14 protein-coding genes are annotated in these 18,756 nt (G+C 48.4%); 5 read left to right on the top strand and 9 right to left on the bottom strand.

Annotation, left to right across the window (positions count from 1 at the left end; all coding sequences use genetic code 11):
- Positions 1 to 234: 234 nt before the first annotated feature.
- Both R0134_RS00635 and R0134_RS00630 read right to left on the bottom strand, forming a co-directional pair.
- Complete coding sequence (locus R0134_RS00635) at positions 235 to 648, bottom strand: hypothetical protein (RefSeq protein ID WP_319783009.1); 414 nt, start codon at positions 646 to 648, stop codon at positions 235 to 237.
- Positions 649 to 973: 325 nt separating this feature from the next.
- Positions 974 to 1,579, bottom strand: coding sequence for a LysE family translocator (locus tag R0134_RS00630; RefSeq protein ID WP_319783008.1), 606 nt, complete (start codon positions 1,577 to 1,579; stop codon positions 974 to 976).
- Positions 1,580 to 1,798: 219 nt separating this feature from the next.
- Here R0134_RS00630 and yjjG point away from each other — a divergent pair, with 219 nt between their 5' ends.
- A complete protein-coding gene (yjjG, locus tag R0134_RS00625; RefSeq protein ID WP_319783007.1) occupies positions 1,799 to 2,473 on the top strand; it encodes a pyrimidine 5'-nucleotidase in 675 nt (224 codons plus the stop codon).
- Positions 2,474 to 2,797: 324 nt separating this feature from the next.
- On the opposite strand, the gene R0134_RS00620 is transcribed toward yjjG, so the two are convergent.
- On the bottom strand, positions 2,798 to 3,643 hold the full coding sequence (locus tag R0134_RS00620; RefSeq protein ID WP_319783006.1) for a bifunctional allantoicase/(S)-ureidoglycine aminohydrolase: 846 nt from the start codon (positions 3,641 to 3,643) through the stop codon (positions 2,798 to 2,800).
- Between the two features lie 739 nt (positions 3,644 to 4,382).
- Here R0134_RS00620 and R0134_RS00615 point away from each other — a divergent pair.
- Complete coding sequence (locus tag R0134_RS00615; RefSeq protein WP_319783005.1) at positions 4,383 to 5,252, top strand: LysR substrate-binding domain-containing protein; 870 nt, start codon at positions 4,383 to 4,385, stop codon at positions 5,250 to 5,252.
- A gap of 110 nt (positions 5,253 to 5,362) precedes the next feature.
- Positions 5,363 to 5,668: a helix-turn-helix transcriptional regulator gene (locus R0134_RS00610; RefSeq protein ID WP_319783004.1), complete on the top strand. Its 306-nt coding sequence runs from the start codon at positions 5,363 to 5,365 to the stop codon at positions 5,666 to 5,668.
- A gap of 313 nt (positions 5,669 to 5,981) precedes the next feature.
- Here the strand turns inward: R0134_RS00610 and R0134_RS00605 are convergent, their stop codons facing one another.
- Positions 5,982 to 9,125 carry a DUF3427 domain-containing protein gene (locus R0134_RS00605; protein WP_319783003.1) on the bottom strand — a complete coding sequence of 1,048 codons (3,144 nt, stop codon included), beginning with the start codon at positions 9,123 to 9,125 and terminating at the stop codon, positions 5,982 to 5,984.
- Between the two features lie 806 nt (positions 9,126 to 9,931).
- On the opposite strand from R0134_RS00605, the gene R0134_RS00600 reads away from it, so the two are divergent.
- Together R0134_RS00600 and R0134_RS00595 are read left to right on the top strand one after the other, a co-directional pair.
- A complete protein-coding gene (locus R0134_RS00600) occupies positions 9,932 to 10,423 on the top strand; it encodes a hypothetical protein (RefSeq protein ID WP_319783002.1) in 492 nt (163 codons plus the stop codon).
- A gap of 533 nt (positions 10,424 to 10,956) precedes the next feature.
- A complete protein-coding gene (locus R0134_RS00595; RefSeq protein ID WP_319783001.1) occupies positions 10,957 to 12,066 on the top strand; it encodes a Fic family protein in 1,110 nt (369 codons plus the stop codon).
- Positions 12,067 to 12,596: 530 nt separating this feature from the next.
- Here R0134_RS00595 and R0134_RS00590 read toward each other — a convergent pair.
- From R0134_RS00590 to R0134_RS00570, 5 genes are all read right to left on the bottom strand, one after another.
- The gene (locus tag R0134_RS00590; protein WP_319783000.1) at positions 12,597 to 13,244 is read right to left on the bottom strand and encodes an aspartate/glutamate racemase family protein; all 648 of its coding nucleotides are present in this window, start codon (positions 13,242 to 13,244) and stop codon (positions 12,597 to 12,599) included.
- A gap of 759 nt (positions 13,245 to 14,003) precedes the next feature.
- Positions 14,004 to 14,486 carry a nucleoside deaminase gene (locus R0134_RS00585; protein WP_319782999.1) on the bottom strand — a complete coding sequence of 161 codons (483 nt, stop codon included), beginning with the start codon at positions 14,484 to 14,486 and terminating at the stop codon, positions 14,004 to 14,006.
- A 230-nt stretch (positions 14,487 to 14,716) separates the two neighbouring features.
- Positions 14,717 to 15,415 carry a GntR family transcriptional regulator gene (locus tag R0134_RS00580; protein ID WP_319782998.1) on the bottom strand — a complete coding sequence of 233 codons (699 nt, stop codon included), beginning with the start codon at positions 15,413 to 15,415 and terminating at the stop codon, positions 14,717 to 14,719.
- A 196-nt stretch (positions 15,416 to 15,611) separates the two neighbouring features.
- A complete protein-coding gene (locus R0134_RS00575) occupies positions 15,612 to 17,069 on the bottom strand; it encodes an NCS1 family nucleobase:cation symporter-1 (protein ID WP_319782997.1) in 1,458 nt (485 codons plus the stop codon).
- Positions 17,070 to 17,284: 215 nt separating this feature from the next.
- Positions 17,285 to 18,676 carry an NCS1 family transporter gene (locus tag R0134_RS00570; protein ID WP_319782996.1) on the bottom strand — a complete coding sequence of 464 codons (1,392 nt, stop codon included), beginning with the start codon at positions 18,674 to 18,676 and terminating at the stop codon, positions 17,285 to 17,287.
- Positions 18,677 to 18,756: the final 80 nt, after the last annotated feature.

Genomic DNA, 18,756 nt, shown 5'->3' with positions numbered 1-18,756 from the left:
TAAGGAATTACCTTATCGCCAAGCGACAAGACCATTAGGGGTATCCGTGTAGATTAATGAGCAACATTCGCAGGGCATGAGCCAAAAAAAGGCAAATACGCAGTCACTAACAACACGAAGACCCAATATGGGGCAAACACTCGAATGCGGACGTCAACAAGGCTTTACTGCGTTAACTCGCTGAAAAATCAGGAGTAACTATCAGCAACAGTACTTATTTGAGCCTAAAGAGTGTTAGAACCCAGAGCGGGCCAAAGGGGGAGCGCGGCAACCGTGAGCGGTGCGCAGTACACAGTATTGCGGGAGCGAAGAGTCAAAATTCGCCTTAACGGAGGTTAAGCGCGGCCAATGCAGCGTTTGCAGCAGCAGGTACAACAGTAATAATAACCACTGCAGTAATAAGGGCACAAAGACGAGCAAGCTAGTAAGAATAATAGATTTGATGGTTTCTACGGGCAGTAAGTCGCTGAGCTGAGCTTGATATTCAAACACATCACCAGACAAACCGGTCCAGGATAATAACCATTCACTGATCACTTCTAACATCATCACCATGCTGACTACGCCTACGCCATCCACGCCGATTTGTGACAACGACGCTAAGTCGTGCCATCTATCTGCCAGCGCAAGAAAAGGTGTAGGGTTCAACGGCTAAGTCCGGTGGATAATAATGATGAGAAACGAACGGCCCTAAATGGGCTTTCTTGTTTAGTTGTTATAATTTTATTGAGTTGTAATAAGTTCTGTTTAAGCTTTTTTATTACACCTAAGCTGTTTTGTTACGCTTAAGTTATTGTTTAGATTTTGTCGGTTAAATCAGGCAAATCGCATTAATTTACCTGATTATCCTAACAAAACTTGATCTAGCGCACAACCGATCTACCGGGATTGGGCTAACCCTAATCACAAAAAAATCGGCTTTTTTTTAGCGCAGTTTTAAGCGATCTTTCTTCCGACTTTCAGCTTCTCGCTTCTAGAGCACCACCTTAATTGCCAGCCCTAACAGCACCACACCGCTAAGCCTATCTAGCCACACCGACTTCTCTTTTAGCCAGACCAATACCGGCCCGCGCGATAACACCAAAGCCACCAACACATACCAAGCGCCGTCTATGCCACCGGCGGTCAGCATCATGATCAGGCTTTGCTGCCAATCTGTATCTGCATGTACAAATTGGCTAAACAGCGCCACGAAAAAAATGGCCAGCTGCGGATTTAAGAACGCCACCATAAAACCCTCGAAGGCACCTTGGCGACCGGCGATTTCATGCGCCTCTGCGGCGGCTACGTTCTGACGCTTGGCCAACAAGGCTTTCACGCCTAACCACGCCAAGAAAGCGGCACCGCCGTAGCGGATCACATTAAACAGCAGCGGATTGTTGGCAATAATCAGCGCCAAGCCGAGTGCAGTTAGCAATGCATATAAACCCACACCCGTGCCATGCCCAATGGCGGTCAACACACCGTGGCTTCGGCCACCTCTTATGGTGTTGCGCATCACCACGGCTAAGCTTGGGCCTGGGCTCATAGCGCCCACCACGCAAATGGCCACTAAGGCCAACCAGCTAGAAAATTCCATAAATGTGTCTCATGATGGCGTGACTCGTCACCGAGTTAATAGTCAGGGTTTACTGTAAAGTGCTCACTATAAGATAAAGTGCCGCCAACATTAAGAGTTGCCAGCAGAAACCTCGGCTTAGATCGATTTAGTCTGGCGTTTGCTCGGCCCCAGCATCTACACTTATTCTTTTCTGCCAACATGTGGCAAAAATACCGCCCATTACTTGGAGCAATAAGCATGCGTTATTCTTGGATTTTATTTGATGCGGACGAAACACTGTTCCATTTCGATGCTTTTGCCGGCTTAAAGCTGATGTTCGCTACTTTTGGCGTGAATTTTACCGTCGAAGATTATCGCCAGTACCACACCTTAAGCGCGCCGCTGTGGGTGGATTATCAAGACGGCGCCATTAGTGCCGCCCAACTGCAGCACACTCGCTTTCAAGCTTGGTCTGAGCGATTAGGCGTTGCCACTGACATTTTAAACCGCGACTATTTAGTGGCCATGGCGCAAGTGTCGCCGCCACTCTCGGGGGCGCCAGAGCTTATCTCGGCGCTGCAAGGCAAAGCCAAATTGGGCATTATTACCAACGGTTTTAGCGCCATGCAGCAAGCCCGTTTAATCAAAGCCGGCTGGCAACAAGCCTTCGATACGCTAGTGGTGTCCGAACAAGTGGGCATCGCCAAGCCCGCCGCCGGCATTTTTGAACATGCCTTCGAGCTCATGGGCCACCCGCCCAAAGAGCAAATCTTGATGGTGGGCGATAACCCGCATTCCGATATTTTAGGCGGCATCAACGCCGGCATAGACACCTGCTGGCTGAACAGCACCGGCCGCGCCACGCCTGAAGGCATACGCCCCCACTATGAAGTCAGCTCATTGCAGCAATTACATAAGTTGTTACTTGGATAATGTGAGGAGTGAGGCGAACAAGACAAAACGTCTTTTGTAGGCGAACGCTTGCTCTCGCATTTTGCCGTAGGCGAAACTCTTTAAGCCGTCTTCCTGACACACGTCAGGATCTCGCTTTAGGTTTTAGAGCCAAAGAAGTACAAGATACTGGGTCGGGCCCGATGTAAAACCGCATAGAGCAGTGCTTGCCGCTCGGCGCTGTCATTTCTCCTCACACCTCACTATTCACGCCTCACACGCATAAAAAAGGGCAGCCCGGAGGCTACCCTTTTACATCAATTACTGCGACTTAAGCGCTGCTTAAGCGCTGCAACTTACTTACAGCTAACGACCGCGGTAAGCAGTAGAAGAGTCTAACAGCATGTGGCGGTTAACGTCTTTGTACAGCAAGTAACGGAAGCGAGTTGGGCCACTTGCGTAGCAAGCTTGTGGGCAGAAGGCGCGCAACCACATGTAGTCGCCGGCTTCAACTTCAACCCAGTCTTGGTTCAGGTGGTAAACTGCTTTACCTTCCAATACATACAGACCGTGTTCCATAACGTGTGTTTCGTCGAATGGAATAACGCCGCCTGGCTGGAACGTAACGATGTTTACGTGCATGTCGTGACGCAGATCCGTTGGATCTGTGAAGCGAGTGGTTGCCCATGCATCGTTAGTGTTTGGCATTGCTGTAGGCGCAATGTCATTCTCGTTAGTTACGAAAGCTTCAGGTGCATCGATACCATCAACAAATTGGTATGCTTTACGTACCCAATGGAAACGTACTGGCGCGTCGCTGTTGTTGCGCACACTCCAGTTAGAACCGGCTGGCAGGAAAGCGTAACCGCCTAAGTCCATCTGGTGCTCTTTGCCTTCCAGAGTCAGGGTCATTTCGCCTTCAACGACGAACAATACGCCTTCGGCGCCCTTGTCCAGTTCAGGCTTGTCACTACCACCTTTTGGAGAAACTTCCATGATGTAGTGTGAGAAGGTCTCAGCGAAGCCGCTTAACGGACGTGCGATAACCCACAGACGAGTTTCATCCCAGAAAGGCAGGAAGCTAGTCACGATGTCGCTCATTACACCTTTAGGAATAACGACATAGGCTTCGGTAAAGATAGCGCGATCGTGGATCAGCTGAGTCTGAGGTGGCAAGCCACCCTTAGGAGCATAATAGGTATTACGGGCCATGATACTGTCCTTTAATACGAGAAATTCGGCTTAATGCCAACAAAAGCCACGCCAAACGGCATGGCTGTCTAAATTGTGAACTTGGCTATTGTAGAACAAAGTTGTTTGATTTATAAATTAAATAATTTAATGGCCACTAGTGGCTAAGCCACTGACTGGTGAGTGAAGAGTGATGGGTAAAGAGTGAAGAGGACGACACAAGTACAACAAATGCAGGCCAAACCTATATCTGCAACGACTCTTTGCTACGAGAAGCTCGGGCGCAGTTCACGTGAGACAAGGGCATAAAGCCTTTGATGTGTAAGACAACCTCAATGATGCACTGGTTTTATCTCTTACTCATACCTGATTACCCACAAAGCTCAGCCATGTCTCAGAGAACTAAGCACCAATAAATTCAATAGGTTACATGGAGGTGCCGCCTCTTCGGTAAAGAATATGAGGCCCAGTTTGGTATTTTGACCTTGTAGGGGCCAATTTATTCGGCCCGGTTTGGTGTTTTGGTTTAAATCTAAACCTCAGTAACAGCCAGCAGAGCTGGCCTGCCGAATAAATTGGGCAGCTACAAAGAACAAACCGAAACAGGGTGCATTATGGCTGAGGTTCATACGTAATCAGGTACTCATAAGAATCACTTTCAGATTTGATCACTATTTTTCTGTGGGTTCCGTGGATTCCGTGGATTCCGTGGCGAAAAATATTTAGTCTCTTTCACGCTTCACTGCTCTTTGAGAAACATATGAATTTAAATATCACCTTAGATCCCATCTTATTGCGCAGCTTTATTGCCGTGGCCGATACCGGCAGCTTTACCCGTGCCGCCGAGAGCACGCACCTCACCCAATCGACGGTGAGCCAACAAGTACGCAAGTTAGAAGCCCAATTTGGCTGTGAGCTATTACACCGTAAAGGTCGCTACATTACGCCCACCCTTGAAGGCGAGCGCGTGCTCAGCTATGCACGACGCATCTTGCAGATGATGAACGAAGCCGTGGCCCAAACCAGCGTGAGCGCCGAGCAACAAAAAATTCGCTTGGGCGTACCCGAAGACTTTGCCACCCACGCCATTATGCCCACCCTCGCCGCCTTTTCTAATGAATATCCCGGCATTCGGCTAGAAGTAAAAAGCGGCTTGTGCAGCGATATTTGGCGGGAATTTCAGCGCGGTGATATGGACTTAGCATTAGTGAAACAGCGCCAAGGCAGCGTGCCTGGCTTAGTGAGTTGGCCCGAGCCCTTGTGCTGGATTGACAGCCTGCACAGCAATAACCTCGACAGCCAGCCCATTCCGCTGGTGACTTTCCCCATCGGCGGTTTATATCGTAGTGAAATGGCGCACACCTTCGACCGACTGGGTCGCAGCTGGCGACTGGCGTATGTGAGCACCAGTTTGTCTGGCGTGTGCTGTGCAGTAGAAGCCGGCTTTGGTATCTCATTACTACCGCGACGTTTAGTCACGGCTGAACATCGTATTTTAAGCGAGCAAGACGGCCTGCCGCAGGTTCCAGATTTAGAGCTAACGTTGCATGCCCAAGACAAACTCTCCGCCCACAGCAAAATTCTCGCCGAGCAATTAATCAGCGCCTGCAATGAGATTTGTCGGCAGTAATGACAGCAACACAGTGAGAAAACACGCCGAGCTTTCTCGTAGCAAACCACTTATATAAGACCTACAATATTGGGTGTTAAGTCAGTATATTTCACTTAAGGCACAATATAATGGATTTAATCTTTACTAAACCCAGTGAGATCGTCGAGTTACTTTGCCAGCGGCTGCGCAAAGAGCGTTTGGCACAGAAAATGAGCCAAGCAGACGTAGCAGCGCGTGCCGGCGTGAGTGTGAATACCTTATCTAACTTAGAGAATGGTCAAAATACCAGCTTTGAAACGCTAGTCCGTATCGCCATGGTATTAGGTCGAGTTAAAGAACTAGAGGCGCTATTTCAGCCCAAGGTCGACAGCTTAGATGATCTTATGCGCTATGAAGCCAGCGCCAAACGGCAGCGCATTAGAAAGAAGCTTTAATAGCTCAAACGCTAATCCAACTTAGGCTTAGGCTTACGCAGAAACAGCACATATACCAAGGCGTAAAAACCAAGTCGGCGATCAGTAAACGCTTCAAAAAGTACCCGTACTGTTGCACATCGGCAGTAAAAAACAGCAGGCCTACCCCTTTCGCCAGCACTAAAGAGCCAACAAAGCCTGCAGTAATAAAGCCTGACTCTTGCCTAACGAAAGTACAGTAAAAGAGCCAAACCAGAGCAAGAACGAGTGACACGCCGACCTTAACTAAATGCTGGGGGCTTAGGTTTTTTTATTTAGATATCAAGCTCATCGCTTACCCCACCGCTAATTTAGCTGCTTGCTGCCACATAAATGGCGGCATGGCGGTTTTAAGCTGCCAAGTAATGCTCATCGGCTGGCTGCCATGATGCGACACATACTCCACTTCGCCAAAATTTACAAAACCCATGGTAATGCCGTACTCATCTTTACTTTGCTCACGCACAAACAGAAATAGTCGTTTGCCAGTTTCTTGATGCTGAATGTAGCTTAAGCCTTTACCCCGATCTGGACGCGCGCTGTTCTGGGATTGCCAGTGAAACAGCTGCTCATTAATGGCGTAGTCGTGATACATGGTGGTGGGTGAAAACTGCTTTTCATTCTTATTGAGCGTAACAAATAACAGCTCAATATTTTCCTCTGCAATCACTAACACGCCTTCTCGCGCCGGTTTCTGATAGCCAAAGGTTGTTGCACCAAAACCGACCAATATCTGCTCTCGCGTATAGCGCGCATGACCTTTTAACGGGTTTAATGACAGGTTAGCTACATTGAATTGTTCGTGATGAATGCGGTTAATAAGCAAACTGAGTAGATCAAGCAGTTCAACTTTTAGCTGCGGATGGTCCAGTGCTTTAAGACTCTGTGCCAGCGTTTTAAAGCCCAACTCTTTTCCTGTTTTTTGCCAAAAATCGTAATGGCACATCACAGTATGACGCTCGTTCATCTGCTTGGTTAAGGTATAATCATTGACTGCTAGTTCACGTAAAAATTGCAGATAGCTAAAGCAATCACAACTTAGTAGCTTGGTTTTAATCGCACGCTCGTATGCCTTGAGCACAGTTTCATCGACTTTTTCCATCACCTCGCTGGCATTCGCTTGAGCGACTAAGCTGGTCCAACTGCCTCTTTTATAGATATCTTCCAGCTTTAAATTAGGATGCATCTTTAAGAAGTTGGTCAGCGTTAATGGCAAGTCTGAATGAGAGGGAAACTGGCGGATCAAGCCGATTAAACGATTTAAGTTCACCGTCGCTTTGCGGATGTTGCTCAGCACCATCTCTTGGGTACGCTTAGATAACTCGATGCGACAGCCTAATGGAGCATGCGGGAAGCCTTGCTTAATTTCATCGCTAATGGCGCGATTGGTTTTACCTACTAAGGCTCTAAATTTTTCGGCAAAGTCATACTCAGGCCGCGAATTACCCACAAAGTCTAAAACGGTGCAGCACTCTTTACCGTCAGACAGTCGCAAACCTCGGCCCAGCTGCTGTAAGAAGATGGTTAGGCTCTCGGTGGGTCGTAAGAACAACAGTGTATCCACTTCTGGAATATCGACACCTTCGTTAAAGATATCCACCACAAACAACACGTTAATTTGGCCAGAACGCAGTGCTTGCTGCTTTTGCTGACGCTCAGCACTGTTATCGCTGGTTAAGATGTCGCTGCTAATGCCTTTCAGCAGAAACTGCTGGCACATAAAATCCGCGTGCGCACGGCTCACGCAAAACGCCAATGCTTTAATGCCACTGAGATCAGTCACGATTTCTTGCAGGCTCTGCACTATCTTATTCACTCGCGCATGGTTGTGAGTGTACAAGTTAGTAAGCTGAGCAATGTCATAACGGCCGCGGCTCCAAGGGATGCTGCGCAAGTCCGTATCATCGTCCACCGCAAAATATTGAAACGGACATAAATGGCGACGGTTAATGGCTTCAGGCAGTCGAATCTCGGCCGCTATTACGCCACCAAAGTCAGCCAGAATATCACTGCCATCGTGACGCTCAGGTGTCGCAGTTAGCCCTAACAAAATCTGCGGCGCAAAGAACTCAAGTACCGCTCGATAGCTGCTTGCTGCAATGTGATGCACCTCATCAATCACTATGTAGTCGTAGTAATCCGCCGATAAAGACAGGTCTTCGAGCTGATTATTAAGCGTTTGAATAGAAGCAAATAGCTGGCGATAGTGCTCAGGCTTAGCTCCACCCACCCACAGCTCACCAAAGTTACCATTGCGTAATACGCCGCGATACGAGGCTTGAGCCTGTTGGAGAATTTCTTGGCGGTGAGCAACAAAGAGAAATGTTGCATCCGGCTTCTTACGCAGAAAGCGGGCAAAGTCGAAGGCTGAGATTAAGGTTTTACCGGTACCTGTGGCGGCCACTACTAGGTTTCTGAACCGCTGATGTAAATCACGTTCAACGGCTAACTGTTCTAAGATTTCCTGCTGATGCGGGAAGGGTTTTAAGTCGAAAAAATAAGTGCTGGTAGGTGCATAACCACCGCGTGCTTCGCGCAACGCCGTGTTGAGCTTAGTCTTACTTTCTATCTCGCCATCAAACACTTCAAAATCATTCGAGGCCCAGTACGTTTCAAAGGTGCTCAAGGATTTTTCAATAATGTGCGGGATTTCTTGGGAGGTGATCTTTAGGTTCCACTCCAAACCGCTAGTCAGGGCTGAGTGCGATAAATTTGAAGAGCCAATATAGCCGGTATGAAATTTGGTATCGCGCAGAAACAGATAGCTTTTAGCATGTAACCGCTCGCGCTGAGTGTTATAGCTGAGCTTGATTTCGGTATTAGGCAGTGCGGCTAAAAACTCCACGGCTTTAGCATCGGTCGCGCCCATATAAGAAGTGGTGATGACCTTTAACTGCCGGCCACTGCGGGTAAACTCTTCCAGCTCTTTACGAAAAATGCGAATGCCGGTCCACTTAATGAAAGACACCAGCCAGTAGATTTTATCGGAGGAAAGTATTTCACGCTTGAGCTCTGTTTCTAATGACAGCCCCCCGTTGCTGCCACAAAACAGCTCGCTTTGCGTCAGGCCAGTTAATGGAAAGATATCTTCTACATATTTTTTAAGATCGGCCGCCACTGGGTTTTCCAGTTCGTATAAAGCGGTTAAAATTTTACCTTGGTTATCGAGCAGGTTTTCTTCAAAAAAGTCGGGATCGTTAAGCTGCGTTTTCAGCCAAAGTAACAGTTGGTTGGCAAACTCAATTTGTTGCTCTAAACGGTTATCGTCATTGGGGATAGAATCGACTACGTGTTTTAAGATACGACTGAAAAAATTAGATAACCAAGTCGATGCTTCAGTCGTTTCTAAGATCCGTTCGCCCACATAAAACTTATCGCGGTTTAAACGTGAAGATACCAGCTGAGTGATCAGCTGTTCGTAAATACCAATTTGCTGCATCTATTTGATCCTTGGACTTGCTCGACTCCGATTAATGCAAGCTATGTTACCAGGCAATGCTCTGCTTGTGGCGGATGGGTGGTGCAATACCCTATTAAGCAGCCGGTTTTCGACGCTCAAAGTACGACGACATCAGATCACCATGTGAGTCCGGTGCAAACTCCAACATATTGCACCCTGTAGGCACTGCTTCAGCTGTGCAATGGCGCCACGCGCCATTTCAACAAACCATTAGGTGTCACTGTTGGAACGTGTGCATCAGATCCGCCGTTGGTGGATTTTGTCGTTACGAGCTATTAAAGATTCAAGACTCCTTCGCTACTGTCTTAGCGCTTGGTTTTGACCTTGTAGGTGCAAATTTATTCAGCACGGTTTGGAATTTTGCTTTAGGTTTGGCTCTAAAACTAACCAGCTACGCTGGCCCGGCGAATAAATTGCCGGCTACGGGGTATGGTATCTTTCGTAGGTGGACGTCACTTTGGCGAAGAGAACTTCGCCGCAGTTTGGAGCTTGGTTATCCACAGTAGTTATGGCGGTCTGCTTATACAGATATCAATGCTGCCTGTGTTTATAGGGCTTAATACTATTCTGCTCCGCAGAACCCGCGGCTAAAGCGCGGGGCTACAAAAACCAACCACTCCGCCGCCTAGGGCTGGATAAAGGGATCTGCTCAGCCGACCCTCTGCGCCAAGGATGGCGCGGCGGAGCCTACATGGATGTATTTACGGCGTGTCGGAGGAGTAGGCCCTTTATTCGGCTATTCACAAGTAACACCACACCATAGCTCTGTATATTGAGAGAGCAAGATGCGAGATCCTGACTTACGTCAGGAAGACGGCATAAGGGACAACCCCCAAAACCACTCATTGCCATGGGTAGACAAGACCAAACAGACATCGCAAAGCAATAGTTTTGCTGCACCAGAACCTGCTGCGCAGGTTTTCGCGGCTGAAGCACGCGACTACATTCGTGCACTATGCCGATATCGGCGCTGCTGTTTGGTGGTGGGATTTGGTGTAATGGGATGGACATGGCGTTGGGATAGCGCTGCGCGCCATTTCGCTAAAGCGCGCGACTACCGCAAAGCAACAGCTTTGCTGCACCATGTGAATTACGGTGGGGTTGTTGGCTCGTCCTCCTCACTCCTTACGCTTCACCCCACACCGGCTATCGATAAACACCGCTCTTGGTTGGGTTTTGTGCATCAGATCCGCCGTTGGCGGATTTCGCGGCTAAAGCACGCGACTACATTCGTGCAATATACAGATATCAATGCTGCCTGTGTTTATAGGGCTTAATACTATTCTGCTCCGCTGAACCCGCGGCTGAAGCACGCGACTACATTCGTGCAACATTCAGATATTGGTGCCGCTGTAAACCCCGCTCTTGTTCAGCTTGGCCCTTATAATGCTTTTATCTTGGCCTTATCTCTTTCAGATCTGATCACTATTTTTCCGACCTTTGTCCGTGCCTTCCGTGGCAAATAGGTTTTAGTCTTTAAAAACTTAGAGCGAGATCCTGAAACGAGTTCAGGATGACGGCATCAAGATACATACCGCTCTGGGATGAACTTGTGCATGGGATGGCGCTGCGCACCATTTCGCGGCTAAAGCACGCGACTACCGCAAAGCAACAGCTTTGCTGCACCATGTGAATATCGGCGCTGCTGTGGGCTCGTCCCCCTCACCCCTTACGCCTCACTCCTCATCGGCTATCAATAAACACCGCGCTTGTGGTATGGGCCGAACAAAGCTATCTTTCGGCTCATTATGCGAGCCAATTAGAAGGTCTAATCGGCTCACACTTCGCTTATTCGATATTAAGGGCTCTGATGACAACACCTCTGTGGCTTTGGCAACAGGCTGACTGGCCGCACTTTACTTGGCAGGAAAGTACTGTTCAGCCCAAACTGCGTGCTGTGCACCACCGCTTAGGCCTATTAAGCGGTAAAGCCTCTTTAGTGGCAGCCGACGAAATTTTTAGCCTAGATGCCTTGCTGGCCAATATTGTTGCCTCGTCGGCGATTGAAAGTGAAAAGTTGGATATCTATAGCGTACGTTCTTCACTCGCACGCCAGTTGGGCATAAATATTGATAGCCCGGTAGCGGTTTCTGATAAGTCCTTTGGCGTGGCGAGCCTAATGAAAGATGCCGTGACCGAATGGCGGCAGCCGTTGACGCTCAATACTCTGCTGCAATGGCACTACTGGTTGTTTCAGGGGCAAACATCATTAATGCACCAGATAGAGGGTGGCACCTTGCGCGGCGAGGCGACCATGCAAATAGTGTCTGGCCCCATCGATAAGCCAAAAGTCCATTACCAAGCGCCAGCGCGTGGGCACATTGATGCAGAGCTCAAGCTTTTTATACACTGGTTTAATCAGTCGTTGCAGGACCCTCTGTTAGATCCGATTGCTCGCGCCGCTATCACCCATCTGTGGTTCATAACCCTGCATCCGTTTGAGGATGGTAATGGCCGTATCACTCGGGCACTCACCGACCGTGCACTAGCACAGGCAGATCAGCAAAGCATCCGCTTATACGCCATGTCAGAAGCCATCTTAAAACAGCGCAGTCAGTATTATGAGGTGTTGGAAGCCACGCAAAAAGGTGGGCTGGATATCACGCTGTGGATCAGTTGGTTTTGTGATGCCTTACTGGAGGCTTTGGCTGATGCACTCAACAAAATTGAGCGCACGCTATTGAAAGCTAAATTTTGGCAGCAACATAGCGACAAGCCGCTGTTGGAACCCCAGCGTAAAGTACTTAATCGCTTACTGGATGGTGACTTTGCATTGGGTATTAATGCCACGCAATATCAGCGGGTGGCTAAGGTGAGTAAAGCCACCGCCACCCGCCACCTCACGGCTTTGATTGAGCTGAATGTATTAATTAAGCTGCCCGGCGGCGGACGCAGCACTCGATATGCGATTGCTGAATAAAATAATAAGCACTTCAGATCTAGAGCCAAAGCTGTTTTTGCCACAGAAGAGTTCACGGGCGACAAGTGTTAACAGCGCCAAGCGCCGAGCTTAGAGATACAAACAGGGCTATTTTGGCCACGGAAAAACACGGAACTCACAGACGCAGGTCACAAGAGCCAAAGATACTTTATGGTAAGAGCTCGCCTTCTGACGGTTTGGCATTTGGCTCATCCACTTTACCCTTCACGATCTGAGACCGTTCCGCCTTCGTCGAAATGCGAGAGCAAGCGTTCGCCTACAAAAAACGCTCTATGTTAGCTCGTCCTCTTCACCATTTACCTTTCACTCCTCACCGGTTTTATTCGGATGACGGCATCAAGATAAACACCGCTCTGGGACGGACATGGCGTTGAGATGGCGCTGCGCGCCATTTCGCGGCTAAAGCGCGCGACTACATTCGTGCAATAGGCTGATATCGGCGCAGCTGTGGGCTCGTTCACTTAACTCTTTACCCCTTACTCCTCACCGGTTTTCTTCAACATTCAGCATTAGTCCTTAAACGCCGCTCGTGCAGCAGCTGCCACTGGATTGATCAGCGGCACGTCAAATTGACTCTGTAGCCGTGCTGCCGCCGCCGACAGTGGCCCGCCGCCAAGGATAATGGCCTGCGCCCCGTCCATCATAGACTCGGTAATGGCCGCGCTTAATGCCGCATCTAACAATGCTGGATTCGCCAATAGCGCTTGTGCGTTACCTTGGGTGACGCGGGCGCCGCAGTACTGGTCACTAATACCTAGCGCCGTTGCTCTTGCGCTAAACGAGGCCAGAAAATCCGCATCTGGCGTGATGGTGACGATACCGAAACGACCATACTGAGTCGCCGCTTCTAAAAATGCCGACTCACCGATACCCAATACCGGCATCGATACCTGAGCACGCAACGCGCTTAAACCGGGATCACTAAAGGCCGCGATGATAATGGCGCCGGTTTTCTCTAAATCCGTCAGCGCTTGTGCGGCTTGCAGGCCTAACGCTAACACGCCTTGCTCTGCGAGCTGCATATCCGCAGGTGTGGCCAGTAAGGTTGGCGCTTGCGTATTGGTTTTGCCGGTCACGCGCACGTTTGGCCCCAACATGTTTTGCGCCTGCTCCACCATGGCAGCTGTGGCATCACTATTACCATTCGGGTTAATCAAGATCAGATGTTTAATGGTGAGCTCCTCAAGGATGAGCGTTAAAAACCAAAGACTTTTTCGCCACGGAATACACGGAACCCACAGAAAAGGTCACAAGCGAAAACTAATAAAAGACTTTAATGGTAAGAGCCCCCCTTGGTCAGGCTCTGCTGCTTGCTCTTACCCATTAAGGCTTCTCTGGCTTTGTCAGATCTAATCTCTATATTCCGTGGATTCTGTGGATTCCGTTGCCAACTGGTTTTAGGTCTAGATCTTAGAGACCAAGGACTAACCTGCAACGGAACCCGCAACTCTCTGTTTAAGATAAGCGCAGAAAAATTAAGCCAAGATAAGATCGACGAGTGACTAAGACCTTTGTGGTAAGGGCTCTCCTCGTTAAGGTTCTGGTGTTTGGCTCTTACTATCAATAATCCCTTTCAGATCTGATCTCTATTTTTCCGTGTTCTTCTGTGTTCTTCCGTTGCAAATGGGTTTTAGTTACTAAGACCTAATTGAGGTCCTGACGTGCGTCAGGATGACGTCGTAAAAAAAACACCGCCCTTTGTTTAGCTTGGTGCTCGTCGCTGCCTTTCACTTTCAGATCTGATCTCTATTTTTCCGTGTTCTTCTGCGACTCTCGTAACAAAGAAGCTTTGCAGACCTGTCTTTTAGTCAGTAAGACCTACAGCGAGATCCTGACGTGCGTCAGGATGACGGCATAAAAATAAACACCGCTCTTTGTTTAGCTTGGTGCTGGGCGCCGGGCGCTAGGCGCTGTTTTTAATCTTTCATTTGCTCGTTGCTGCCTTGGCCAACTTTGGCTTGGTATTGCTCAAATACTTGAGTTTTTTCATCTAACGGCAAGTGCGTGGTTTCTATACCTTGGCTGCCAAAGTCGCGCTGCATGCGCTCATATAAATACTCGGTCGACCAGCCGTAGTCCTCGCCCACATCGTCATCGGCGCAGTACACCAACTTAGACACGCCAGCTTGGATCATGGCCGCCATGCACATGGCGCAAGGCTTACCGCTGGCATACATAGTACTGCCGGCAAAAGAGGTGGTTTTGTGCTGCTTGCCGGCATTACGAATGGCCTGAATTTCTGCATGAGCAGTGGCATCGTGATCGATATAGCTTTCGTTTACGCCATCGGCTAACACCACGCCATCACGCACTAACAGCGCGCCAAACGGTTGGCCGCCACGCACTACGTTATCGCGCGCCAGCTCTATGGTGGTCTTAATAAAATCTAAATCAGACATATTTACTTCACTCCATAAAATACAGACTCAGGCGATGAATACCGTCGTTATGATTGCCATAATTTCATTAAAAATCAGCTTGTTAAGATGATAGGCAACTGCACTTTATAGTCAACCGCCATCAATAGCCCCGAGCAGATAACACCATTAAAAAACCCTCCGGCGGAGGGTTTTTTAATCACGGCAACATTCGATATCGACTCATTATGTCACTATCTGAGTTTATCGCCTCAGGCATCAGCAAAAATATACTTCAGATCAACACCTTTATCTGTAACCGGCTCCAGCTGTAACTGAGCTTCAATGTCGTTGAGATGGCTAATCATTAGCGCTACTGCTTGCTCTACTTGATGATTAGCAATCGCATCCAACAAAACATTATGCTCACTACATGACAAACCGCCATGACCACTCTTGCCTTTACCCGCCCCCTGATAGAGCGCCACTATCAGTGATGAACGCGGGATAATTTCATGCAGAAAAGAGGTAAGCACCGGCTTATTTGCCAGCTTGCCAATCAACAGATGAAATTCACCCGATAAACGAATGCGTAAACTCTGATCGCCTCTCTCTATCGCGTCATGTTCTTGCTTCAAGTGTTCTTGCAGCTGTTCCTTCTCTCGAACCGTACACTTACTAGCCAGCTCTCGTACCAACTCAGCCTCAATCAAACGACGCGCTTGAAAAATCTCACGAGCCTCTTCCGGTGAAGGTTCGGCCACAAAAGCTCCACTATTGGGGACCAAGTTAACTAATTTATGGTAAGACAATTGCAACAATAGCTTACGCACAAACCCACGGCTCAAACCAAACGCCTCACTTAACTCTTCTTCCTTCAAACGGGTGCCAGGCAGCAGCTTGTGGGCCACTATCGCTTCCCAAATACGTTGGTAAACTTTATCCTGCTCTGTGTTTTTATTATTATGCATGGCGCTACCTTGATATGAATAGCAAATGTTTGGCCAACAACCCTGTCACGCTCGCTGACAGAATACCCGACCAGAATTGCACTTTTGTCCAAAAAACAACAAACTTAGATTATCACAAGGTATAATTGTGAACAATAATAGTGTCTTTCGTTAAAAAGAAAGGGCCGCAGCCCTTTCTGTTGTACTCAGTCAGAGTTTAGGGCGCGATATCTTTAACTCCTGCTCCGGTAATCTTGACCAAAATGATGTAGAAAATGCCGCCCAAGGCTGCACCAATCAACCAGCCATAGCCGTTAAGGTCGGCCAGGCTGGGGAGCAATACGGTCGAAATAGAGAAAGTTGCCGCCATGGCAAAGGCCAGTAGTGCTTTAACATTCCAGCCGCCCCGATAATAGTAGGCTCCTGTTGGGGCAGACGAAAATAGCTGCTCCATATCCAGCTGCTGTCGTTTTACCAGGTAGTAATCCACCACTATGATGCCGTAGAAAGGTGCCACAATAGCCCCTAATGCATTAACAAAGCCGGGGATGCCAATCTGGCTGATAAATGATACCCAAAATGCGCCCACGAAAAAGGCAATAATGGCCGTGATCAAGCCCCCGATTCTGAAACTGATCATTCTCGGAAACAGGTTAGCCAGATCATAGGCGGGCGGTATAAAGTTGGCGACCAGGTTGATGCCCACGGTGGCGGCAAAGAAGGTCAGCGCCGCGACTATGGTCAGTGGCAGTGAGTCTACCCGCTCGATAATATCAGCCGGATTAGTCAGCGCCTCCCCGAATAAAACTAGGGTACCGGCGGTAATCATCAAGGCGATAAAAGAGAAGAATGCGACGTTAAGTGGCAGGCCCAGCAGGTTGCCTATCTTCATCTCTCTTTCGCTACGCACGAAGCGAGTAAAGTCCCCGAAGTTGATCACCACGGCAGCAAAGTAAGCCACCATAGTACCAACAATGGCACTGAACGCCGCCAGGTCACTCCCCTCCTTGGTACCCGCACTGCTGAAAATAGTACTGACTGCGGGTAGCAACTGATCACCGGCCTTTACCCAGACAATGACCATCAACACCACCATCACCAGATAGACCAGAGGACCTGCCAGGTTGAGAAATATCTTTATCTTGTCGATCCCCTGCCAGAACAGCAAAATCTGAAACAGCCATACAATAACAAACGACAACCAAGCCGTTGCCGACATGCCGAGGAAACCGGCGCCCTCACTCGGTCCCCACAAGGAGGTCAGCAACAAGGTAACGGCCGTCGAGGCAAAATAGGTTTGTACGCCGTACCAGAAAATACCCACGATGGCGCGCAGCAGCGCCGGAAAGTTCGCCCCTCTGACACCCATGCTGGAACGAATGAGCACGGGAAAGGGAATACCGTATTTCACGCTGGGCTTACCGGTCAGGTTCACCAGTATCATCACAATAAAACCGGCGAGAATAATGGCGCCCATCACCGCCCAGCCATTCAGGCCGTAGGTCAAAAACAGCGATGCGGCTAGGCTGTAACCAAACAAACTCTGAATATCATTGGACCAGACGTTAAAAATTTCAAACCAACCCCAGCTGCGGTCTTTATGCTTAATGGGAGCTAAGTCTTCGTTATATAAAGAAGGATCTCGGCTTTTTACTTCGAGGAGGCGATCATCCATATCGGTATTCCTTATTTAGGGTCTGCTAACCTTTCACGGTTAAATTGCGCTCGGGATAAACGCGCTGTTACTGCGTTGTTGCGTCTGTATGCGGAGTGACTCCCAGCACCAGCTCTGTTTTAGTATAAAGCCCCTGCCAATTGCTGCAGAAATAATCTAGAAAGGTAAACAGATGCTGAAACAAAGAGGGGCCCGTTGACCGGCCCCCCTCTGGATTAATAACGGAAGCGTTGGCAGGGCTTCCAATACTGCATCAGCAGGTAATAAACAATACCGGCGGGTAATAGACTGGCGTACAAAGATACAGAGACGAACGTTAATGCTACGCAAGCCCCAACCACTACAGCAATCACAGCGCCATAGTTGATACCTTTATAGGGACCGTTTTCGTCATAAAGCTTATCTAAGTCCAGTTTACGGCGCCGTAGAATAAAGTAATCCACCACCATAACAGCAAAGATAGGCCCTAAGAATGCAGAGTACGTTTGTACGAAAAGCTGTAATCCTGCTGCCGAGTCTTCCTGTACCAATTTCCAAGGGAAGGTACAAAAAGCTAACAAACCAACCAGAATGGTTGAGGTGCGAAACTTTAGTTTAAACACATCCATTAAAATATAGGTCGGTGGTATAACGTTATTAAGTACGTTAGTGGTGACTTGGGCGAAGGCAATAAATAACAGAGTAATAACGAGTAATGGCGTGTTATCAACCGCACTGGAGAAAACCTGAATGGGATCAGATATACCAGTAGCGCCGGACACCATCAATCCAATTAAGCCCATAAAAATAGTACAAGGCAGAATAGACATGGAATAAATTACCGTCAACCAACCCGGCTTAGTACCTTCTTTTAGCTCACGAGAGTAATCACTGACGTTCAACATCATGGTGCTATAAACACCCAGGAATAGCATAGTGGCACCCCAAAATGGCAAACCCCAAGAACCTTCAATATTCACCAAATTAGTAGCTATATCATCACCGAACTTATTTATTACGCTGTAAAACATATAAACTAGCGCTACTAGAATAAAGCCACTACCTATATTTTCTAACCATTTAATACCCTGAAAACCGAGGATAGACAAACCAATCTGCAGGAATTGGAATACCACGAAAAACAGTACTAGATTATCGAAACCAAATAAAGCGGCTGAAGCTGCGTTCAATGCCCCAGCACCTATCCAACTTTGAAAGCCATACCATATGATAGCCGGCACGGCTCGCACCATACCTGGAAAACGGGTACCGACAAAGCCAAATGAACTCCTAGCTTGTACCATAAAAGGAATGCCGTACTTGTAGCCTGCAGCCCCGTTCAACGCGAGAGCGATACCGATACTAAAACAACCTATCGAGATCGCTATGCAAGCTTGTAACAAGTTGAGCGTGCCAACAATACTAGACCCCATAGTAAAGGTGCCAATTGATACACAACCACCAAACCAAGCTAGAAAATAAGAAACTCTACCCATAATTCTATTTTTCTGGGGAGCAAGTGACTCGTCTCCTGCCTTCTTCTCATGACTGCCAGCCACTTGGGCTGATTTTGCGTTACCGGTTTGCATGGGAATGGCGGCACTGTTGCTTACATTCTGAATAGCCATAGTTAAATCCTCGGTATTCCGTCACTCGGGGCGCTAAGTACCCCATTCTCTGTCGACCACAGTGAGCCGTGCAGTTCTCG

Origin of the sequence: Oceanisphaera sp. IT1-181 (assembly GCF_033807535.1) — a bacterium.
Lineage (GTDB): Bacteria > Pseudomonadota > Gammaproteobacteria > Enterobacterales > Aeromonadaceae > Oceanimonas.
The sequence above is the reverse complement of the archived record's forward strand: the minus strand, read 5'-3'. Positions and strand labels throughout refer to the sequence as shown.